The sequence below is a fragment of the Exiguobacterium sp. s140 genome (genome assembly GCF_018617035.1).
Classification (GTDB): Bacteria; Bacillota; Bacilli; order Exiguobacteriales; family Exiguobacteriaceae; genus Exiguobacterium; species Exiguobacterium profundum.
Map to the genome: position 1 here is coordinate 298,012 of NZ_JACSJK010000003.1, position 21,442 is coordinate 319,453.

Genomic DNA, 21,442 nt, shown 5'->3' on the forward strand with positions numbered 1-21,442 from the left:
TTTGACTATAGTCAAAATTAGTATACCATTCGAAAATCACTAGGGTCAAGATACATGAGTCTTTCAAACTCACTCAAATTCAACTCTAGATAATCATACATCCATCCATTCTTTCCGAGATATGCGTCCTTCAATAAAAAATAACGTTTCGACTCCGGCTCGACTTTGCGAACAATCCAATGCTCCGACGTCTCTTCTACATCAGGAACTGCCAACTGCAATGATGCGGGGGGCAATACATCCTTATCCTCCACATAAAACTCGTACTGAATAAACGGCACCCCATAATGTGTATCATCCTGACTCTTATGACAAACCATGATGACACTGCCTTCTTCTACATGTCCCTCAGGCTCGAACAACTCTGCAGTATAAGGATTGGCAAGCAAACAACATTCAAGTGATGGTGCTGTGCATACCCGTGGTGTAACATTATCCTCATTCAAAGCCCGTGTTATTGGAATTCTTGGGGTGAAAACATCAATCGTTTCATTTACCACAAAAGAGACGTGGAACAGCCTTTTCATATATACTCCTCCTTGAGATAGCATGAAGCTTGCACCTTATTAATCTTACATATACCTATGCTATTCAATGGAGTCTCAATAAATAAAGAAGAGCCCCTACACTGATAGGGGCTCCTCTCATGTCAAAGCGGCTGAATATCGTCGAATGCGATTCCAGACTTCTTTAATTGTTGTTCGAGATACAGATAGGCATCTTTTTCGTCAAATCCCCGTGACTCAAAGGTTTTTTCCTGATTGTCACGAGTATGGACGATGAATCTAAATAATGTCATGTTCAAATGTGCTCCTTTCCTGTCGATATGTATGGTTTCTTCCTGAAGTGGTTTCCATGTAATTGTTCATTACAGCGAGGGCATCCCAAATTGATTCCAACATGAGAAATATTGTATTTAAAAATAATACTATTGTCAATATTATTTTGTTTAATTAAGGTATAATCATGTGATGTTTGAATCAAATGATATGTGATGTGTTCAGATAAGAGACAAGTGAATAGATTAAATACAGATATTAAAAAACAGTGGTGTTCGAGGGTGCAAGACTTAAACCGACACATTATTAAAAGGAGAGAAATCTATGGGCTATGTATATCGATTTTTGGATAAGGATTTTAATGTTATCTATGTAGGAAGAACATTGAATATCAAGTCGAGGATGAACTCGCATTTTGGTTCTGGAGGGCATTTGCCTTCGAGTGTATACCAAAAGGTAGTTAGGATTGATTATATGGAGACAAAGACACAAGGTGATATGAAGATTAAAGAACTTTACTATATCAGCAAATATCAGCCGAAGTACAATACAGTGGATAAAGGAACGGTATCGATTCAGTTGGATGAATTGCAGGATGTGTGGGTGAGTTTCAAGAAGGACGATGTTGTCAAAGAAATGCTCGACACTGAGGAGCTGATAAAGTCGGGAAAGGAAAAAAAATCGACTTCTCTCTAAAAAGAACCGAAAGTTACTTATGGACAATGAACGAATGAGCAGGGAGAAGAGCAAGTTGAAATCAACAATCGAAGCGGTTCGAAGTGAAAAGGATAAACTAACTAGACAAATCGCCCGATTAGAGAGAAAATTCGAAGTACAAGCACAAGAACTGAGCAAACAACAAATCGGGAAGCTAGAAGAACAACGAGTCGTCGAAGAGATGGGAGAACAATTAGAAAAGCTCAGCATTCTCAAGAACAAGAAACAGAAACGGAAACAGCTTGAGAAAACCATCAAATCTGCAGGTGTAGCCGGGGCGACATATGTCGGCTATGAAAAGATGAAGCGACTTGTACGAAAACATCCTGAAATGATGATGTTGCGTATTGTAGATGGGAATATCGAATCAACTATTCGAGCGATGGGGAATGAGATTGTCGCTATTGATGAATTACACAAGGGAGAGGGGAAGAGCGTGGTCATGGAATCACCGAACAAAGAGCGTGAACAATACTGCCCAGTGACGAACGAACATCAATTCATCTCATACTTCAGAATTGGAACATGTGAACAATGGTTGCCTATCTTGACGAGCAAACCTTATAGAAAACCAGTGCTAGTCACAGTGTGAGTCATTAAAAGAGCTAAATGCTCTTTTTTTTTTAATTTATCGAATAGGCTCAAACACTTAAATTTTGACTATAGTCAAAATTGGTTGTAATATCATTTTGTACTCAATCAATAAGGTTGCTCTATAAACCTCATTGAAGAGAAAATGAAAAGACGTATGATTTTTAAGGGGGATTTTACTATGACAACAAATATTAAAATGGCATCTATCGGGATGTATCATCCAGAGAATAAACGAGGTAATGACTTCTACCTCAAGCACTTTGAAGAGCAAGGGCGAGACATTTCTGGTTTGTTACAGGCTTTGAACAAAAAGGAACGCCACATTGCAGGAGAGGGCGAGACAACGCTCACGATGGGCATCGAAGCCGCAAAACGTGCTATAGAGAAAGCAAACATTTCCGTGAAGGACATTGATATGATTGTGTTCTCGACACAAGTGCCGGAATATATCATTCCGACGAATGCCATGCTCGTCCATGAGGCATTGGGGTGTGAGAGTCATGTCGCTGTACTCGATAGCAATGCGAACTGCGCAGGTATGACCATGGCTGTCGAACAGGCATCACGATACATGATGTCCAACCCTTACGTTCAGCGGACGTTGGTCATTGGTTCAGACCATATGACAGCCATCGCAAACCCGAACCAAGAAATCACCTATGCGAACCAAGGAGATGCCGCTGTTGCGGTCATCTTAGAAAAGACAGAAGAAGAGACAGGGTTCATCGATGCGCTCGTACACACCTATTCGGCGAATACGGATAAAATCATTTATCCGAAAGAGGGACTTTCGAAGCAGGGTGTTGGCGGATACATCGATTTCATTCCGTTTGACTCAAGTTTCGGGACACCCATCATCTTCAATCTGATGGAGACGCTGTTCGAGCGGAATGCTTTGTCCCCTCAAAACATGGCAGGCTACTTCTTGTCTCAGTTCGCCTATGGTGACACATTGAAGATTCAAAAACATTTCGGACTATCCGATGAACAAATGAACTTTGTGGGACACCGATTTGGATATACAGGTACCACGAGTCCGTTCCTGGCGTTGCATGAAGCCATCGAGGAAGGACGCATCAATCGGGGAGACTATTTGATGTTCTGGACGGTCGGTGCAGGTCATCAATTTATTGCTATGTTGTTCAAATATTGAAAATAAAAAATCCCCCAAAAAGGGGATTTAGTAGTCTTCTATGATTTTTAACAATAAAGGTTCCATATTATTGAGGATTTTAGACACATTGTCTTGCGTCAAGCTTTTTTCATCATAGTAAGCGTAGACACTAAAAGTGTCTTTACTATTCGCAATTGAAAATGTGAGAGGGATATTTGGGTCTTTTACTTTTTGCAAAAATTTGTCTAGATTCTCGTAAATCACTTCTTGCTTGTCGTAAAAGGTTTTCGAATTTGAAATGCTGTATTCACGAAACGCCACATTTAAACCGAGCGAGGTTTTCTTGACGTGACGCAAGATTCGAAACAGCTCATATTCCACTTTAATCGGGTGTGTGAGTTTGGTGTAGTTTAAATTCAATCGGGTTTTCCGCAATCGCTCGTTTGAAAATTGTGTGAGGACATATACTGCGAAATGTTTTTCGTTCTTAGTTTCTAAAACCAATTGAATCTCATGTCTTTCATGTGCGATAGATGCAATGACAGTACCATTCGAGTGGTAATTAGCGAACATTTCAGCAGTACCGTCCATGATAAAGCCACTAACAAAGTCATACGTGTGCAAATTCTATTCACCTCTTAAAATCCAATAATAGTTCCATCCGGATTGTGCTCTGCGTACATTTCAGGAGTTCCTTCAATGATGTAGTTGTTAATGAATCTGTACTGATGCAAGTTCATTCACCTCTTAGATAGAGTAAGGTTTCTTTTAGAGTTTATCAACTGCACATATAAAATTAATCAATAGATGAGTTCAAAATGTCATTGATTTTTTTATTCAATCCAGGTAGAGATAGAGCGAGTATTCTTCTAACTGTAGGTATTCTCTGATGATAAATATAGAGATTGAAGAATTCTCCGATGAAGGAGTGCGAAATTTCAAATTCGATTTGGTCGTTAGTCTCTTCAATAATTGCCATGATTACTCCTTTGAGTATGTTTTCTTCCCGTTTCTTGACTAGGGATAGCGATTGTTCCACACGGGCACCTAAAATTTTGACACCGTATGCGAGCTCAACATCAATATTGTCACGTAACGCACTGTATAAAATGTATTCGAGTTCATGTGGATGTGGAGACTGAGAATACTGTTGCTTAAGCGTCACCTCTGTCCAACGACCGTCTGTCTCCTTATGTCGCAAATGCAATACGAATTGATTGTTCCAATAGTGGTCAAGGACATAATGAACCTCGTAGTCTTTATAAGAAAGAGAAGCCACAGAAGTGCCGTCTTTATATGATACAGATATATAATCGTTGACTGTACCGTCATGAATATACCCATCAATGATTTCAAATGTGTGCAAAATGTCTCACCCCCTATGATAAGAGTACTCCGATTTATGAAAATAGTCAATTTAATTTTACTAATACATGATAAAGATTCTATAGGTGAAAGGAATGATAAGCATATGAAGTATATAAAGAATAAGGAGAAACACCGAATGACCGAAAAAGACCACAAATCCAGTCAAGGAAAGATACTGATTGTTACGGAAGAAGGGGCTGTTAGAAAATATGTCTATCAGCAAGATGGTGAGAAGTATATTTTTACGCCAATCCATGTAACCGAGACACATAAAGGGGATATGCCCCTTCTAGATGCCTTGTTTCATAAAAAACAGGATAGAGACCCCATCGAACGTCTGCTAATTCCCGCCATTCCTCAGCTGTTGGGTAATACCGATTATTTTTCAACTGATGATGAGATTCAATGGACGAGAAATGAACTAGCCAGAATCTATGCCGAGAAGACGTCAAAAAGCAAAGGTGAAGAGATTCATTTCTATTTATGAGAGAAGGGATATCCCCTTCTTTTTTGACTATTTTGTAAATTAAAAGTATATTATAAACAAAATATACTAAAGGGGTGATTTGATGTCACATCTTCAAGAGCAGTTTAAACGTCAGGAGAAAATACTGGCACTTGAAGTTCAAAATGGAATTTCCATGATGGAAGAAGCCATCCGCACACAGAACTTTCAACAGATGAGGGAAGCGACGCTTTATATCTCACAAAAAGGAAAAGGGATTTTTCGAGATGAGGTAAACGTTGCGAAACGAGAGTTCATGGAAAAATTGAGCGGGAGTTTGAAGAATGATGGATTTGAAATGGAAGACAACGGGGACTCATGGACATTCTCATTGCAAAAGGTTCCAGTATTAAAGGTTGTCAAAGGACATTTTCTCGTATTCGACCGTTTAGGGAAGAATGATGAGTCTATGGAGGCATATGAGAGACGAGTAAAAGGATTGGAGAAGACCATCACATACGAAGAAATGATGATAAACCTCTCTACGAAGCTATTAGAAAATCCATTCTATCTACTAAGCAGAGAGTTTCGAAAACTCGAAAAGTCTTACTCTTCATTTAATAGAGCGACGGTGTTGACGCTCATAAAAGGGACAATGTTGATGCTTACGGCGAATGGCAGACAAAACCTTCGAGACAAACGTGAAACGAGATTAAAAAATATCGAGGGGCTTCGTGAAACGCTCAACAACCTCTATGAGAAGCGTGAGGACATGCTAGAGCGGGAGAAGAATTGGGAGAATGTGCGTGCTATCGCTCCAAAGATGTTGGAGAAGTATCACCTCGTCTTCAATTGACAATTAAACTTCTAAGGAGTTGGCAAAATGAATCCATTAGCAATGCTAAATGTAATCGAACGCTTACGAGATAATGTCACGAAAACAGTCGATAAGAACAAAGAACATCTAGGAGACTTAAAATACCTCGAAGCCTACTTTCCTTTGGTTTGGAAACAGGAAGGAAAGATTACGATGAAATGGCTTGAATACGGGATTGTACAAGATGCGGAATTCAAGGTAATCGTACAAAATGAAGATGTGGATACACCATCGATTGATTTCCTGAAGGTAAAATTCCGGGAACGATATGCAGAATTCGAGTTCCCAACCTATCAGATGTATACAAACTTTGAGAGAAATTCTGGATATTCATTAGCTGAATATGAGAAAGCAGTTCTTTTCTTTTCATCTCATCTCTATCGCTATGCACGCAAACATGCATATCCCATGATTCGAATCATCGCTCACGAGAGTCTGAGCGATAGGGTGATTGAGGTTCTATCCAACCAGGACATCACTTCAATCCCGTATTCAGAAAGGAATGGGTCATCCGTGATAGCGTGTAAAAATGGCGACATGATTGAGAACCGGTTAGATTCTGGAATCGTTCAAATGGCGGATTCCCTGTTCGAGCATAGATATCGATTCGAGTTCAACGGTATCAGATTGGGAACACCTTCTAGTCACACTCAACTCAGGATTTCTGACAAGGAAGGTCTAGAGGTCAAAGTATACGCTTCAGTGGGAAACCATTTAAAAAAGTACACGAAAGATATTTCGGCAACAAAAGCGTTTAGGGATGTGAGATTTATCCTTTCTGACCAACATGACTTGCAAGAAGAAGAGTGGCGAGTCATCTTATTGCTCTCATTCGAGCAACTATGGGAGCCGAAGGAGAATATTCACTCCTTAAGTACGCATCTGCAGGAACTCGTCAAAAATCGACTTGCCCGGACTTGGGACATCCGACCTTCTTCTATTCTTAACGAAGAGGTCAAAGCATTTCTGCTGAGTGGGGAATGGCAAGAAGAGGATAACTATAGAGAAAAGCTCATCGGTTTCCTTTATAGTCTTGAAGTCGTCGATGTCAACTCCGATTTGGTCTTGATGTTCTATGATGGAAGATTGAATGGATTGAAGAATGAAGCATTTTTCATCTTTAAAAAGAGAGAAGGTTATCTTTTCGATTTAGAATATCGTTCGGTATTCAACACAATAGAGGATGCAAAGCAGGAAATGAACAGAGTAAACCACCTTGCAATCGAAAAGCTAAACAAAGTCGCTCAATGAGCGGCTTTTTTTTATGGAGATGGATTCGACACACGTCACAGAATTGTCACCACGAAGAACGAATGAAACAAGTCTCCGATTCTTAAAATAACAAGGAAAGGAGTTGGTGGGATGAAGATATATGTTCAAGGAATGTTAGAGGATGCGGTCATAGAGAGTGTGGCAGACGGAGAAGGAGTCCGTCTTGTTTTATTTTTAAACGGTTGCGCTCATCAATGTGAAGGATGTCACAATTCAGCGACATGGTCACGGAAGAACGGTGTCCCTTTTGAAGTAGAAGAAGTCGTCGAATACGTGATGGAACGGTTCTTAAAACATCCATACGATGGGATTACGATATCGGGGGGAGACCCGCTCATGCAGTGGGAGAGCACACTATGTTTGACTCAAGAGTTAAAAAGACAAGGGTGTCACAATATCTGGGTTTATACCGGATATGAGTGGACATCTTTTTCATCGGAGCAGAAAGCCCGTCTTTCTGCATCTATCGACACATTGGTCGATGGAAAATTCGAAAAAGACAAGCGATATCCAATTTGCCCGTTCAGAGGCTCTTGGAATCAACAAATCATTCACTTGAAGGAGGAGATGCAAGATGATTAAAAAAAGAGACGGTCGATTGGTGCCCTTTGAAAAGAATAAGATTGTGAAGGTGTTCAGTCATTTTGATTGGTCTGAAAAAGAACGGGGAGCGATGGTTGATTATGTGACGAAACAGGTAGAGAAGGAACCATCCCCGACACATGTCGAAATGATTCAAAATATCGTACAACAATCCTTGCGGGACTTGGGTTATGAAAAAGAAGCTGATATCTTTGAGCAAGTACGTGAAAAGCGGATGAATGAACGGCTCAAACGTGGGCTATTGCATGCCAAAATCCAACATATCACAGAGAAGACCGGGCGAGAGAATGCGAATGTCGGAAACTCTCCGTCCGCAAAACTCCTTCAGATTAGCGAAGAGGCGAGCAAGGAGTTTGCTACCGTCCATTTAATTTCTGAAGAAGCGAAAGAAGCTGTCGCAAAGAACTGGATGTATATCCATGACTTCTCCTGGATGCCAGTAGGTACGCAGACTTGTTGCTTCATCCCTTTCGCTAAGCTGTTGAAGAAAGGGTTCAATCCGGGTCATGGGATGATTCGTCCGCCGAAGCGCATTCGAACTGCCACACAGTTGGTCTGCATCATCTTTCAATCCAATCAGTCCGAACAGCATGGAGGACAGGCGAGCGGATGGTTCGATGAAGAGTTGGCACCTTATGTCGAACTTGAATACGATTATCAAGTCAAAGATATTAGAAAGATGGTCATGGAACTCGGTTCGAAGATGAGCTCAGATGAAATCGAACGGTTGGCATGGGCTCGTACTGAGAAAGAGGTCGAGCAGGCGATGGAGGCGCTCGTGTTCAACTTGAATACGATGCATTCAAGAAGCGGTAGCCAAACACCGTTCACAAGTGTCAATGTCGGAACCGATATGAGTCGTGGCGGAAGACTAGTCGTAGAGAAGCTCTTGTGGGCATATGAGAAGGGGCTCGGCAACGGAGAACAGGCATTGTTCCCGAATATCGTCTTCAAGGTCAAGAAAGGGATAAACTTTGAGCCTGGAACGCCAAACCATGACTTACTTTGCCGAAGTCTTGAAGTCAGTGCCACTCGTCTCTTCCCGACGTACAATTTCCAAGACTGTCAGTTAAACGCTCCATTCAAAGAAGATATCCCAAGCATGGGATGTCGGACACGTGTCGCATCGAACGTCATTGGGGACGAGATTAATGAGCGGGTCACAGGTAGAGGGAACTTATCCTTCACGACATTGAATCTACCTGGAATCGCATTGGATGTGAAGCATGGTGTGTTCCCTCGACATGAACAGGTTACCTTTGATGAATTGGCTGTCGAGCATTCCGTAAGATTATTGCCGGAACATCAGAGAAACGCCATGATTTGTCAATATTTTGTGGCGCTCAATCACGTGTTCGAGATTGGGAGAGACCAATTAATCGCACGTTTGAAATATCAGTCCGGATTCAAGCCAACTGATTTTCCGTTCTTGATGTGGGGAGTGTGGAAGGATTCTGAACACCTCGACATGAATGCCCCGATTGAAACGGTCTTGAAGCATGGTAGTTTAGCCATCGGATTTATCGGGCTGTCTGAGGCGCTTGTCGCATTGATAGGGAAGCATCACGGCGAAGATTACGCCGCACAGCGACTCGGGGTTGAAATCATTCGCTTCCTCTACAAATTGACACAGAAAGCGACCAAACAGATGGGATTGAACTTTGGGCTCTTGGCAACACCTGCTGAAGGGTTGACCGGAAAGCTTGTGAATCGAGACCGCTCGAAGCATGGAATCGTAGAGAAGGTGACAGATAAGGAGTGGTATACGAACAGCATGCACGTCGATGTCCGTCATGAGATTTCTATGTTTGAGAAAATCAAGATTGAAGGAGAGTATCAGGTCTATTGTAACGGGGGTACGATTACGTATGTCGAATGTAAAGAAAATCTAAAATACAATCCTTCGGCACTTTATTCACTCCTACAATGGATGGAGAAACAGGATATTGCGTTGGGAGCATTTAACTTCCCGATTGACCATTGTCGTGATTGTGGGGAGCATGGGTATATCGAAGATGAATGTCATGTTTGTGGGAGTGAAAACATCCAACGTATCCGTCGAATTACAGGTTATCTAGCGGATATTGAGCGGTTCAATCATGCGAAGAAATGCGAGGCGAATGCCCGAGTGAAGCATGAGGCATAAAGAAAAGAGCTCTTATGAGCTCTTTTCTTTATATTTCCGAGATTGTAGCTCTTCTTCGAATCGTCTTATCCGCTGTTGACGCTTGTTAGAGCGAGTTGTCACATTGTTGGATAAAAGATTCTTCAGTGGTTTTCTCATCGGATTCCCCGTTTTCAAACGATTATAGGTTTTAATGATTTCAGCGTGATAGGTCTCACGCATTTCTATCTCAATGAATACGTTTTTCACCTGAAATTTATTCATATACTGATACATGTCTGACCAGGTGCTCTTGACTGCAAAGATACCGTCTCCATTCAACAGATACAGTTTGTTCTGATATGACTCCAGGAACAAAGAATTTGAGTTGTCTGGTGGCGAAACATTCAAACACGAAATGTTCGATGCATCGTTGAGTTCGAGCGTAGCGGTGTCTGATTGCATATGTGACTCTAAAAACTGGGTAGGGTAGTTGACTCGCTCCTCAAAGTTTTTAAACGAGTCTTTGATAAGATTTGACCCGATTTCGGTTTTATAGACAAATGGTCTCTGTCTATCGTTCTTTCCTTCTATGACAGATAATATTTTTGGTATGAGCTCCTGGATTTCGGTTAATTGAGGCATCACATCGAACACTTTTCGTAATTCTTTCTTGTGAAGATGTCTTTCTTGAAGTACACCTTGCCAACGTTTGATAAACGTCGAGGCTTCAGATGCGGATGGGTTGAAGTTGAGCACGGTATGATACACCTCTGAATTCACCGTGTCATATTCACTTTCCTTTTTCTTCATGTTTTCGATTTCATCCGGTATCTGTTCAATTTCTTTTTCAAGTTCCATCAAGAGTTGTTGAATCCGCACTAAGTTTTGCATGATATACCCCTTTCTTGAAGAGCGGTCAACATTAGATATAGCCAAGAGCTATCATTCGACCGGTCTCAAACTACAAATTGGTTATGAACACCCCATCAACCCTCATAGGATGAGGAAAAGATAGGGGGCGATAAATGTGAATTATTTGATTGCACTACTTGCTATGACGTTGTTTATCGTTGGATGTGGTTTGATGATTAGCGGCAGGCGATTCCCAAAACTGTTCTGGACGGGTCTCATCTTTGTTTCAATAAGTGGCGCCGTAGTCGGGTATGCCTTCGGAGTTGCAAACGTATAAAGAAAAAACATGAAAAGGGAGTCACACTTAGTGGCTCCCTTTAATCATACATAAAATTTTGACTATAGTCAAAATTAAATTTATACTTAGGTAAAGTCAAGAAAGGGAGTGGAATTTCAGATGACAATTGAACAGGTGATTGAAGCCGGGCGAATGGTGGAGGATGGATTTTCATGGTGGCATATCCTAGCTTTCTCCTCGTTCTTCATCATAGCGGGTATTCTTTGCGTTATCGGGGATAGGCTTGATAGTGAGCTTAGTTTTAGCTTGGGGGTCTTTTTCTTTATTTGCGGATTGTTCGTCCTAATGTTAGGCGATGTTCCTTTTAAGGAGCAACGTAAAGATGAATGGATGCAAAACTATGTGACACCATACGTTGAATCCTTACCTGTTGTTAAAAGCGATATTACCAAAATCGAACTACTGGGCGAAGCAGAGAGTGGAATGTATGACGGCTCTCATGATGAAATTAGGGTTAAGGTATTCTACCTTGACGAAAGTGTGAGGTCTTATGAAGGGGTTGCCAGAGTCCAGATGTCGTTGGACAAGGATGAGACTGAGTACGTCGAATATCAGATGATAGAACAAGACTTGGGTAACGGGCTGAAAATGGGGCTTATAAATCCCAAAATATACTTAAAATCAGACCATCGATTCGAGTGAATACCGAATACACCTCTGTCTGGTGACATATAATGTCATGTCTAAAAAATAAGGTATGTCAACACATCATTTATGTCACAGGAGGAATCATTATGGAGTTTTTATTTGTAGAATCCGTCATCATTGTCATGGTTTATCTGTTTTTCTCACTACAAGTAATTGGTGCTGTATTCATGCTCATTCTTCATGAATTCGTTAGTACCGTGGACAGCCTAGAATGTAGCTTCGACTTTTCAGAGGATTCACATTCGCTCTCATGAGGATTGGAATGGAATCAGTCTATCACTTTAACGATGAATAGAAAAAAGAGTCCTATCAAAAGGGCTCTTTTCTTTTGCTTATTGCAATTGATTTTTATCTCATCAATATAGGTTTATGTTTCGGGTATGTTGCCTCTGACCAACTTTATACATCAAATCCATAGTGAAGGAATCGATATTAATGCCATTATTGATAAAAAAAGAGCTGTGACTCTAAATGTACGTGCAAAGAATACCGTCACAGACAGCCCTGCGAGTGTCCAAAGGAGCAATGGTGTTCCCCATGTGAGCGGTTCTCCCAATGAGAACATGGGAATCCCAAGTATCGTCCCTGTATGAGTGTTGTAACCATGTTCGGACTGAAGAATAAAATTAGCATAAATGGAAAGCAATAGCATTGCAATCCCGACCGATAGACCAATAATATTTCGATTCAACCTACCATCTCCTTCCCGTATCGTTTTATCAATACTCTATGCAGACGCCGCCGTATTTATCAGAATTCAAAGAATAAGACTCCTCCAAGATGCTTATCATATAGGGTTCAAACAAATTGGAGTAGCATAGCTACCATTTACTACAGGAGGAATGTTCAATGGAAACGTTATTGTCATCATCGAGCTGTCAGGAAGGTTTCGTACCATCAGAAGGGTGTTTAGCCGTAGGGATAAACCTTGAAACAGAACCGGAGGTGGATAAGGATACCATCCGCTTCTCTGAGGATTGTTGGAATGAAGAGAAATTGCATTTCATGGAGAAAATCAATGAAGCGATTGAACGCCATGAGAAGAGATACGGGACGGATATTGTCCATATCGCACTGGTAGGAAAAATAGGACTATGGAATGGCTCGCCAATCGGTGGGGTGGTGTTCGGCATCAGCGAAAATCCTCTTGAAAAAATGGGGAACGTTGATGAGGTCGAAGTGGTGCGTTCGGAGAACGGGACGATTACCATCCTAGGGCATCATCATGATGGTACGCACCGTATGCACGTGTATCTTTTGTCAGAGAAAATGTTAGATAAAATCAATCCTTATTGGAACTCTTCATATTTTGATTGGTCTCCAGAGGACATGATTCGCATCTATGAGACGAAACAACCATTAAAGATTAAAGCATACTAATCATTTATAACGACCACAGCCAATGTGAAGAGGGTAGCCGTAGCGGTTATCCTCTTTTTTATATGTTTTTTTGTTATATAGGTAAAGGAATAAGAAAATTATGTAAAAGAATAATTTAATGCATGGAATAAAAATAGAATGAGATATGTAAATGAAACAGGTGTTTCGCTTGAGACAAGTTGAAGGAGGGGTTCGTTTGAACCAGATGAAATTTCAAGGACGAAAGGAGATGGTTGTTAAAACCGATACTCCTTCCAATATGTTTATGAACGTAAAAGAATTGATTTCGAAGTATGGATACCTGTCCAATAAAGGACTTCTTTGCAATAGTGATATGATTCAATTGCTCCGAGTCTGTATGGGCTTGGGAGGGAAGATTTTAGATATCACTTTGAAAAAGGTACAAATGTTTGCTGAAGACCCAACTTATGTGGAGCCTCACTTCCCATGGTATAAGGGGCGTGAACGCAAGCATTTGACGGAATGGCATCATAAAAACTATCGTGCACATCTCGCTTATAAACTGGACGTGACACGTCGAGTGCAAGGGAATATGAACAATTCTATCCCGCAAATCAATCAGTCACCAAATCTGATTCACGCACTCATCACTTTGCCTGTAAGGGATTTTGAACAAGAATTAGAATCGATACTCCTGGTTATTGGAGATGAGGTTTTCATCATCACCAATAAAGGTCTGCAAATCTTCAATGAGTATGCGTTCAAAGAATTGACGTCTACCCAAGATGTTGCGAATCCGAAAGAGCAGGACATTCATTCCGAGTTCAATCAATTGCTAAAAAGAGCCTGAATCGATTCAGGCTCTTTTTTCTCTTTACTTGAACATCAATAAGGCAATGAGGATGATGAACAAGATAGTCGATGTGATTAACGAGTTTACACCCTTTTGATACAAAGCAAATTTAACGCTACAAATCTTTGAACTGATATAAACTTGGGATATATAATCGTTAAGAAGAGCCGATTCCGTAAGTCGGGTGTATTTATACTTATAGGATTTGAACCCGTAGTCTTTAATTGAGTTGAAGAAGAGAACTGATTTGGTTTCTAATCCAGATTCATTGAAAACGTCAGGGTTGACCCGTCCCTTTTTCGCTCTGAATAGATAAGTAAGGGTCAATAGTATGGTTAAGACGAATAAGCCGAGAATGAGCAATGTGAGATTGGTATAAATCCAATCATATGTCAAACCCTGTGTTTCCCCTTCTTTCCACAGTTTCACAGTATTTTTTAACGAGTCAGAAATCATCGAGCTTGAAAGAAACCCGGCTATCAGAATCCCGGTGAACCCGAGTGAGAAGGATATTTTCGTATCACAGTTCGCAATCCAAAAGTTAATCCTTTCTATGTTCCGGATGGCTTCTTCTTTTTGAATGTCTATATCTATCCGCTTATCATACTTCATATCATGGCACCTCGCCCGCTTCTAATGTCCATTGACTATATCATTTATAACCCGTTCGATTCAGTCCACACAAGTACAATTTTATCATGCAGACTCTACTAAAAATGGAGGGAATAAAGTGAACAGGATGACAGAAACAGACTTTGAAGAAATCGAGAATGATATTTTATCGATATTCGAAAGTGAGATGGTTGTGAATGACCATAAAGATGAGAACGTCCCTTCAGTAAGGGACATAGAGGATGCGAATCACGGACTCATCTTGACCAAATGCTCGATTTTATTTGTCGATATTCGAAGCTCGACGATACTATCTGACAAGTCACAAGCCGTAAGTATGGCGAAAATCTACAAGGCTTTTGCAGAGTCTATGTCTAAATGCATTTATTTGAGCGGAGGTTGGGTGAGACAAATCTCTGGGGATAGAGTCATGGGGGTTTTTGTCGAAGATAAGGAGAACAGTTCAGCGACAAAGGCGCTAGAAGCGGCTCGTTCTATTATGAGCGTCATTGAGTACATATATAATCCTCTCTGTAAGAGGTTAGTCAACAAGAAGACGATATCATGTGGTGTCGGGATTGATATAGGACGACTTTTGGTGACTAAAATCGGTATCGAGCACGACGGGGACGACTCCAGAGACCTCGTGTGGGCGGGAAGACCGGCAAATCTCGCAAGTAAACATACCGATTTAGCGTTTGGAAGTGAGATTTTTGTGACGAAGCATTTCTATGAGCAGTTGCCAAAGTCAGAGAAAGTTGATGCTAATGGAAACCCACTCTGGAACAAGGGGTTTCGCTTCAAGGGAAGCAATTTGTATGAAGGATATTCTGCGGAAATCACACATCACGACTTATACATTGAGGTTGACGATGTAATCGAGAACGAGCATGAAAAAGATGAATCAACACCTCATCCAAATGACCAGAGTTTCGCAGATGTTTTGGACAGCCTGGTACGAGGTTTTGACTCAAAATTAGGGTCTCTTTTGGAGAACAACGAGCGACTAGAGAGAAAATCATACGAGTTGAATGAAAAAGATTTGAAGTTGAATCAAAAAGAGGAGGAGTTAAGGAAGAGAGAATTGTATGTAGCGAATAAGGAAAAGGACTTGTTGGAACACGTCAATAAATTGGTGAACCTTGAAAAATATAGGCTGAATGTCGAAAAATTTAGGAATCAGTTGAACTCCATGGATTTTTCTGAATTCATTGAGGAAAAATACGACATAATGAGCCTTGGTTCCCAAATCGGGAAATCTTCGCACGAAGTATATGACGATATTTATTACTGGAAGGTCGTCAATTTTTTGGTTGAACAAGGTGAACATTTTCATGCCTATGAGGTCATTAAAAAACAGTTGGAGAATTGTGATGAATTCCCATCGTTTCCTTATGTATCCGACGTCATCAAAGCGGTAAAAGCCGTCTCGAAAGAATTGGAATACCAAGAGGTTGCGCTACAATGTTGTCGAAGAGAGAATTTCACATCTACACCACGGTCAGATTTACACAAAATTTTTACCGGCTTGAATCTACCAACGTTGGAATTGGACAGATGTTAGAATTTAAATTCAATAATAACTGGAGGAAAATCTATGAGAACAAACTATAAACTCTATGACTTCGAGAAGAGTCGAGCCAGAATCGACAAGATTTTAAGCTTTCCAACAGAGTTTGAGGAATCGGACAATATCCCCTCATCTGAGAATCTTACTTATTCGAATGGGAAATATGTCAAATGTGCCGCTATGTTCATAGACTTACGTGGTTCAACAAAACTCATCAAGAAGACTGGGAGAAAGTCACGAACACTTGCCCGGATATATCGTGCTTACATCAGTGAAATGGTGGCAATTCTCAATGGACACAGAACGTGTCAAGAAATCAACATCGTTGGAGATTGTGTATCAGCCATTTTTGCAGGAAAGCCACTGTTCAATAGGGATACGCCCGTCATTGAAGCTTTAAAAGCTTCGGCTAAATGCAATTCGATGATGACGGTATTGAATAAGAAATTCAAACAGAAATATTCTGATTTTGAACCGCTTCAAGCCGGCATTGGCATTGCATACGGTCGTGCGCTCGTCGTCAAGGCAGGATTTGATGGTAGTGGAATCAATGACCTTATCTACATGGGCGATGTCGTCAACATGGCTTCAAAAATGTGCAATTTTGCATATAAGACGTTTGACCTCCCTATTTGCGTAACCGAAGGCGTCTATAACAATGCAGGTGGAATCGTTGTGAATCATGACACGGGTCATACCTTTCAACATATGTTTGACCAGAAATCAAATACCGAATATGGAACCGTCTACCTCGGTCGATATTTTAATATCGAGATGAATGAATGGAACCCTCCTTTACGAAAAAATGCTTCTTTGTGGGAGAGTCTGAGAGAATAAAAAAAGAGCCTAAGGGCTCTTTTTAAAAGTTCTCATGAAGCTTGTCTAGATTCTGTTCAAAGTCTGCTTGGAAATCAGTCCGAACCTTATCAACCTGATATTCAAATGCCGGAATAGCAACTGTCTTGACTAAAATCGCTATTGTCAAAAAGATAAAAATACCAACAACTATCCAACTATCCTTCAATGTATCTTTCAACATTCGTATACTCTCCTAAATCTGCATCCTCTTTTGAATGCTCCTGATTGATGTCTTCTTATACAATATATCGGCTATGACCCCATCTACTTTAACAACATATTACAAAAATAGTCAGTAGTGAGAATTATCACGAACGCCCCATATTCTATAAAACACTTCCATTTTGAATAGAATATCAAGACAGTATCAATCTGAGGAGGCGATAAAATGAGGGCAGAACTATATCTACGAATCAAACCAATCGATGACTCGATGAAAGAGGTCTTTTGGAATGCATTTGAGAATGAGGGGAAATTTAAGGGAGATTCTAGGATATACCTTTACAAAGGGGACACGCCTAAGGAGTTTGACCAGATGTTCCTGGTTCAAAAAATTGATGAGACTGAAATCAATCATATCAAGGACTTTATACGTGAAATCTCATCTGAATGGGATGTGCGTGTTAGGACGATTGATAGGGAACCATGGATGACATCAGAGACGTATGATTTACTCCTATCCATCCATGAAGGGGTTCGTCATTCATGATGAAGAAGAAATTAATCTGGTTGCTCCCTTTTCCGATGGTTGTAGCATCACTCATTCTCACAGAAGAACTGAAGCCTCATCGGGTCTATGATATGGAAGTGCAATATAGAGGACTCGACGAGACAAACCATCACTTTGAAGTGTCTTTGTTCAATCGAAGCGGAACGACTATCCATTTGGTTGACGAACCACATCGAATGACTGAAGTCGATGTCTTGAAAAAGAAACAAGGAGATAGTGATTATATCCAAGTCGAGAACCTCTCATGGGAGAAACCGATTGTCTCCAACTTTGTTCTGGAGAAAAACGATATGGTGAACATCTCAACAAGATTGAGAGAAAATCAGTTAAAGCCAGGCGTTTATCGATTCGACTTCAAAGTCCATTCAGAGGAGGGGGATGTCTATATTGTCTATCTACCTTTAGAGATTAAGTAAGACCATCATTTGATGGTCTTTTTATATGTTGTCCATGTTTTGAATAAGATGAGGGATAATGAAAAAAAGGTGTCCATACAGGACATGCACTGACTTGAGGAGGTCAAACAAATTGAAAAGATATGAATTGGTAAACACGCTGGATGAAGGGGTATATCGGATTCGAGCATTGGTGGATATGCCAATATTAGAGGTAAAATCAGGTGAGTTAGGTGGTCTGGTCAATGGTGAGAAGAACCTAAGTCAAGAAGGCAAGGGATGGATACATTATCATAGCAAAGTCTTAGGTGAAGCAGTCGTCGTAGATGCAGTCTTGTATAAGAGATGCGTGGTGACGGGCAAGAGTCGATTAGAAAAAGGTGCATACGAGGAATCTATGATTCATGATTCAGTCTTTTACAAGACGGCTACAGTCAAGGAATCATCGATAGGTGGATGTATATTTAAGGATTCAAGGGTTCAAATCGAAGAGGCGGAGCTCGAAAATGTGACATGTGATACGGTCGTCTTTACCGTAATCAAATCAAGATGGATATCTGAAGAAAGAACGACTATCAAAAACACGTACTTTATCATTAAGGACTCAGATATTGATTGTGTGGACGCTTTTATCGATGACCGGTTCAAAGCGATAAAATTTTCCGGTCGCATTGATGTCATCCATTCTTCGACAAATGTAGACATTCAACATGTCTATTGCCCGGTTGACATGAAGCGAATCACATTCGCACGACCAATCCGCTTCCATCATACGCCGCTGTATCGGGGAGAAGTTGTCCTTCATGGCGCAATCGGAAGCAGAATTACCATCACGACAAGTGATGAAATTAGGCTTTACGATGTGAACATACAAGGAAGCGTGTCAATTGAAGGAAAAGATTTAAGCATAATCACTTCTCGATTAAAAGACTATGCACACGTTAATATGTCTGGAAGATTGGAACGAGTGGATTTATCGGATATGTCAGCTATTTCATCAGAGAACCAGTATAAGCATTGTATCAAAGACATTACGTTGACAGGTGATACGGTCATGAAAACAGTTGACATTGTTTCTTGATAAAGAAGATTTTGTAATTCAGAGGGTTTGTGGAACATCCGACGAATTTAAATTAAAAATGTCTAGTGAATCATTCCCAGAGTGTCAAAGGAGGTGAGTCATATGTATAAAACAACGTTGATTGCACCAACTCGAATGGGGCAATCCGTATTTAGAGAATATCAGGATTGGTTGATGAAGATTCAGTCCAATCAAAATATAGAAATCGTAGCCGTGAACATCACTTCTCGGGATACGCTCATCGTTACCTATAAGGAACTTTAAACGCTTGATAATTCAAGCGTTTTTTCATTTGTCGGGCGAAACATTCATTGTTTTTCTTATCAAGACTATAATAATAAAGTAATGGAATATAGTTGTGGATGCACATGATGAAAAAGGAGAGATGAATGATGATATCCTTCGCTAGTGAGAAAGCCATGAAGGTTGTCTTAGAGTATGCAGAGGAATTTGTGGAAACAGAATTGCCGCTCATCAAAAAGGCGCAACAAGATAAACGGCGCTATGAGGAAAAAAGGAATTTCGGTGAAGAAGAAGAGGGGAAAACCTTTGGAGGGGTCGATATCTATGTCTCTCCCGGGAATGTCTCATTTGACTTATACGTGTTTGCTCCTGGAGAAACGAAGCCGGAGATTGTTTACTTTACGTATTCTAGATTGGAGAATGAAGGTACATCTGTTTTCGGGTTGAATGACGAATCACATGTCAAAACGTATCTCTCTGTCGAAGAAATCCCCGCTTTCAAACGGTTAGACGAAAATCTTATCAGTCTTGGATTATAAGGAGGAGAAGCAAATGGGTGAACGAGCTGAATATAACCTACTTGGTATGAACGTGTTTACCTTCGATGAGGCGTTGCCCTCAGATGAAGACACGACGTATACCAATATCGATTCGGTGTTGGATGTCTTTAAAGACTACAAGGGGAAAGATGTGAGCATCACAGAAGAACAGGTAATCACGATTTATGACGGGGCGGATATACTGAATCACTTTAGACTAGAGGAAGACGAATCATTTCGTAATGCGATGATTCAACACCTCTCTATGATTGAATAAGACCTGATGAATTTCAGGTCTTTTATAATAAATGAAGTTCGCAATTTAGCTGATTAAGGGGATGGTGTAACCATGTCAGAAGAGAAAGAGTGTAGATATTATTTAATTCAAGAGACGATGGCAGAATGGGCATATCGCTTCTATTCCAAGGTTGACATTCCTAAATGGGGGGTCAAAGCAGGAGACATGGGAGGCATCGTCGGTAAGGATGTAATCATTGAGGACAATGGAACGATTTGGATAGATAAAACATCTGTCGTAGAGGGCAATACACGGATTTCAGGAGAAACATGTGTTTTGGATGGAAGTACATTGGACGGGAATATGACGCTTCACAATGCGACGATACACAAGAGTAGGCTGACACTGACAGACAGTCATCTCGAACGGGTGACGATGAACAGATGCGTACTAACCGGTGTCATCGATATCGTAGGGGATATACGTCTATCTGAGAGTGTCCTTCACAAATGTATGATGCGAGGAAGTGGAGAAGTTCACGATTCTAGAATGAAAAACGTCATCATCATGGATGAGTTCAATTTGAATGGGTGCAACTTGGCAATCACCTATCAAATGTCGTTGGAAAATAAACAACAATGGACGGATGTGAACCTGAAAGTCAACAAAGGTCATGTTGAGGAAGAGTTGGTCATGAGTGATGTCGATATCTCTTGTAAGGAGTTTCAAGTGACCGAGAAGGGTACTTTACGATTTGTCAAAACCGAGGAAAGAATCGAGTTGCTCCGTGTCGGAACAATTAACGGGACAATTGAAAGTAGTCAAATCATCGGCTTATCAACCGATATACCGGTGACGCTCAAAGGTAATGCTATCAAGGTGCAAAGCACCTCGGTAATTGGAAATGTGGTCGTAGATGGGGATGTAAGTCTCGTCAAATGCCTTGTTGAAGGCTATGCACGAGTGAAGATGTGCGGTGAATTGTCGAAGTCGAAGGTGTTGGAGTTCTCTTCTATCGAATTGCCACTCTTTGATAGAAAAGCACTTTCCGATATCATATTGAGTGGTGACGCAGTATTTTCAAATTAGACAAAAAGAGAGCGACTAACGCTCTCTTTTTGTCTGTGAAAAAGAACACCTCAATCGAAGTGTTCTGTCTCTTCATCATAGAAAATGGCTCAATTCTCGAACGCTGTAGACAAAAGAAATCATCCCCATGAAACCGATGAATCGAAGGAGGACATGAAA

Annotated in this window: 27 protein-coding genes; 20 read left to right on the forward strand and 7 right to left on the reverse strand. The window is 40.7% G+C overall.

Features of this window, described 5'->3' with window-relative positions; translation table 11 throughout:
* Nucleotides 1-17 precede the first annotated feature (17 nt).
* Both KNO61_RS12550 and KNO61_RS12555 read right to left on the reverse strand, forming a co-directional pair.
* Nucleotides 18-527, reverse strand: a complete 510-nt coding sequence (locus KNO61_RS12550) for a hypothetical protein (RefSeq protein ID WP_214688260.1) — start codon at nucleotides 525-527, stop codon at nucleotides 18-20.
* Nucleotides 528-649: 122 nt separating this feature from the next.
* Nucleotides 650-799, reverse strand: a complete 150-nt coding sequence (locus KNO61_RS12555) for a hypothetical protein (protein ID WP_214688258.1) — start codon at nucleotides 797-799, stop codon at nucleotides 650-652.
* Nucleotides 800-1,103: 304 nt separating this feature from the next.
* On the opposite strand from KNO61_RS12555, the gene KNO61_RS12560 reads away from it, so the two are divergent.
* The 3 genes from KNO61_RS12560 (at nucleotide 1,104) to KNO61_RS12570 (ending at nucleotide 3,243) form a co-directional block, all read left to right on the forward strand.
* Nucleotides 1,104-1,475, forward strand: a complete 372-nt coding sequence (locus KNO61_RS12560) for a nucleotide excision repair endonuclease (RefSeq protein WP_214873489.1) — start codon at nucleotides 1,104-1,106, stop codon at nucleotides 1,473-1,475.
* 55 nt (nucleotides 1,476-1,530) lie between these two features.
* The gene (locus KNO61_RS12565) at nucleotides 1,531-2,088 is read left to right on the forward strand and encodes a hypothetical protein (RefSeq protein ID WP_214873491.1); all 558 of its coding nucleotides are present in this window, start codon (nucleotides 1,531-1,533) and stop codon (nucleotides 2,086-2,088) included.
* Nucleotides 2,089-2,268: 180 nt separating this feature from the next.
* Complete coding sequence (locus KNO61_RS12570) at nucleotides 2,269-3,243, forward strand: ketoacyl-ACP synthase III (RefSeq protein ID WP_214688255.1); 975 nt, start codon at nucleotides 2,269-2,271, stop codon at nucleotides 3,241-3,243.
* A 27-nt stretch (nucleotides 3,244-3,270) separates the two neighbouring features.
* On the opposite strand, the gene KNO61_RS12575 is transcribed toward KNO61_RS12570, so the two are convergent.
* Complete coding sequence (locus KNO61_RS12575) at nucleotides 3,271-3,828, reverse strand: hypothetical protein (RefSeq protein ID WP_214688254.1); 558 nt, start codon at nucleotides 3,826-3,828, stop codon at nucleotides 3,271-3,273.
* Between the two features lie 172 nt (nucleotides 3,829-4,000).
* A complete protein-coding gene (locus KNO61_RS12580) occupies nucleotides 4,001-4,570 on the reverse strand; it encodes a hypothetical protein (protein WP_214688253.1) in 570 nt (189 codons plus the stop codon).
* Between the two features lie 138 nt (nucleotides 4,571-4,708).
* On the opposite strand from KNO61_RS12580, the gene KNO61_RS12585 reads away from it, so the two are divergent.
* From KNO61_RS12585 to nrdD, 5 genes are all read left to right on the forward strand, one after another.
* Nucleotides 4,709-5,059, forward strand: a complete 351-nt coding sequence (locus tag KNO61_RS12585; RefSeq protein WP_214688252.1) for a hypothetical protein — start codon at nucleotides 4,709-4,711, stop codon at nucleotides 5,057-5,059.
* 82 nt (nucleotides 5,060-5,141) lie between these two features.
* The gene (locus KNO61_RS12590; protein ID WP_214688251.1) at nucleotides 5,142-5,873 is read left to right on the forward strand and encodes a hypothetical protein; all 732 of its coding nucleotides are present in this window, start codon (nucleotides 5,142-5,144) and stop codon (nucleotides 5,871-5,873) included.
* A 27-nt stretch (nucleotides 5,874-5,900) separates the two neighbouring features.
* The gene (locus tag KNO61_RS12595; RefSeq protein WP_214688250.1) at nucleotides 5,901-7,145 is read left to right on the forward strand and encodes a hypothetical protein; all 1,245 of its coding nucleotides are present in this window, start codon (nucleotides 5,901-5,903) and stop codon (nucleotides 7,143-7,145) included.
* 111 nt (nucleotides 7,146-7,256) lie between these two features.
* Nucleotides 7,257-7,748 carry an anaerobic ribonucleoside-triphosphate reductase activating protein gene (nrdG, locus tag KNO61_RS12600; RefSeq protein ID WP_214688248.1) on the forward strand — a complete coding sequence of 164 codons (492 nt, stop codon included), beginning with the start codon at nucleotides 7,257-7,259 and terminating at the stop codon, nucleotides 7,746-7,748.
* Nucleotides 7,741-9,915 (forward strand): anaerobic ribonucleoside-triphosphate reductase, encoded by a 2,175-nt coding sequence (nrdD, locus tag KNO61_RS12605; protein WP_214873493.1) that lies wholly within the window; start codon nucleotides 7,741-7,743, stop codon nucleotides 9,913-9,915. Before nrdG ends, nrdD begins: the two co-directional genes overlap by 8 nt.
* A gap of 12 nt (nucleotides 9,916-9,927) precedes the next feature.
* Here the strand turns inward: nrdD and KNO61_RS12610 are convergent, their stop codons facing one another.
* Nucleotides 9,928-10,767 (reverse strand): hypothetical protein, encoded by an 840-nt coding sequence (locus tag KNO61_RS12610; RefSeq protein ID WP_214688243.1) that lies wholly within the window; start codon nucleotides 10,765-10,767, stop codon nucleotides 9,928-9,930.
* A 418-nt stretch (nucleotides 10,768-11,185) separates the two neighbouring features.
* Between KNO61_RS12610 and KNO61_RS12615 the strand changes: the two genes are divergently transcribed.
* The 3 genes from KNO61_RS12615 (at nucleotide 11,186) to KNO61_RS12625 (ending at nucleotide 13,925) form a co-directional block, all read left to right on the forward strand.
* Nucleotides 11,186-11,728, forward strand: a complete 543-nt coding sequence (locus KNO61_RS12615) for a hypothetical protein (RefSeq protein ID WP_214688241.1) — start codon at nucleotides 11,186-11,188, stop codon at nucleotides 11,726-11,728.
* Nucleotides 11,729-12,583: 855 nt separating this feature from the next.
* Entirely contained in the window at nucleotides 12,584-13,114 is a 531-nt protein-coding gene (locus KNO61_RS12620) for a hypothetical protein (RefSeq protein ID WP_214688239.1), read from the forward strand.
* 196 nt (nucleotides 13,115-13,310) lie between these two features.
* Nucleotides 13,311-13,925, forward strand: a complete 615-nt coding sequence (locus KNO61_RS12625; protein ID WP_214688238.1) for a hypothetical protein — start codon at nucleotides 13,311-13,313, stop codon at nucleotides 13,923-13,925.
* Nucleotides 13,926-13,949: 24 nt separating this feature from the next.
* Here the strand turns inward: KNO61_RS12625 and KNO61_RS17560 are convergent, their stop codons facing one another.
* Nucleotides 13,950-14,540, reverse strand: a complete 591-nt coding sequence (locus tag KNO61_RS17560) for a Pycsar system effector family protein (RefSeq protein ID WP_483297741.1) — start codon at nucleotides 14,538-14,540, stop codon at nucleotides 13,950-13,952.
* Between the two features lie 187 nt (nucleotides 14,541-14,727).
* Between KNO61_RS17560 and KNO61_RS12630 the strand changes: the two genes are divergently transcribed.
* Nucleotides 14,728-16,104, forward strand: coding sequence for an adenylate/guanylate cyclase domain-containing protein (locus KNO61_RS12630; protein WP_251030846.1), 1,377 nt, complete (start codon nucleotides 14,728-14,730; stop codon nucleotides 16,102-16,104).
* A 33-nt stretch (nucleotides 16,105-16,137) separates the two neighbouring features.
* Nucleotides 16,138-16,947, forward strand: a complete 810-nt coding sequence (locus KNO61_RS12635) for an adenylate/guanylate cyclase domain-containing protein (RefSeq protein ID WP_214688234.1) — start codon at nucleotides 16,138-16,140, stop codon at nucleotides 16,945-16,947.
* 22 nt (nucleotides 16,948-16,969) lie between these two features.
* On the opposite strand, the gene KNO61_RS12640 is transcribed toward KNO61_RS12635, so the two are convergent.
* The gene (locus KNO61_RS12640; RefSeq protein ID WP_214688232.1) at nucleotides 16,970-17,149 is read right to left on the reverse strand and encodes a hypothetical protein; all 180 of its coding nucleotides are present in this window, start codon (nucleotides 17,147-17,149) and stop codon (nucleotides 16,970-16,972) included.
* 207 nt (nucleotides 17,150-17,356) lie between these two features.
* Here KNO61_RS12640 and KNO61_RS12645 point away from each other — a divergent pair, with 207 nt between their 5' ends.
* The 7 genes from KNO61_RS12645 (at nucleotide 17,357) to KNO61_RS12675 (ending at nucleotide 21,283) form a co-directional block, all read left to right on the forward strand.
* A complete protein-coding gene (locus tag KNO61_RS12645) occupies nucleotides 17,357-17,677 on the forward strand; it encodes a hypothetical protein (protein ID WP_214688230.1) in 321 nt (106 codons plus the stop codon).
* Nucleotides 17,674-18,114, forward strand: a complete 441-nt coding sequence (locus KNO61_RS12650) for a hypothetical protein (protein WP_214688229.1) — start codon at nucleotides 17,674-17,676, stop codon at nucleotides 18,112-18,114. Before KNO61_RS12645 ends, KNO61_RS12650 begins: the two co-directional genes overlap by 4 nt.
* Before the next feature lie 112 nt (nucleotides 18,115-18,226).
* Nucleotides 18,227-19,174, forward strand: a complete 948-nt coding sequence (locus KNO61_RS12655; protein ID WP_214688228.1) for a hypothetical protein — start codon at nucleotides 18,227-18,229, stop codon at nucleotides 19,172-19,174.
* A gap of 102 nt (nucleotides 19,175-19,276) precedes the next feature.
* A complete protein-coding gene (locus tag KNO61_RS12660; RefSeq protein WP_214688227.1) occupies nucleotides 19,277-19,438 on the forward strand; it encodes a hypothetical protein in 162 nt (53 codons plus the stop codon).
* Between the two features lie 128 nt (nucleotides 19,439-19,566).
* A complete protein-coding gene (locus KNO61_RS12665; RefSeq protein ID WP_214688226.1) occupies nucleotides 19,567-19,956 on the forward strand; it encodes a hypothetical protein in 390 nt (129 codons plus the stop codon).
* A 13-nt stretch (nucleotides 19,957-19,969) separates the two neighbouring features.
* A complete protein-coding gene (locus KNO61_RS12670; protein ID WP_214688225.1) occupies nucleotides 19,970-20,233 on the forward strand; it encodes a hypothetical protein in 264 nt (87 codons plus the stop codon).
* 72 nt (nucleotides 20,234-20,305) lie between these two features.
* Nucleotides 20,306-21,283, forward strand: a complete 978-nt coding sequence (locus tag KNO61_RS12675) for a hypothetical protein (protein WP_214688224.1) — start codon at nucleotides 20,306-20,308, stop codon at nucleotides 21,281-21,283.
* Nucleotides 21,284-21,442: the final 159 nt, after the last annotated feature.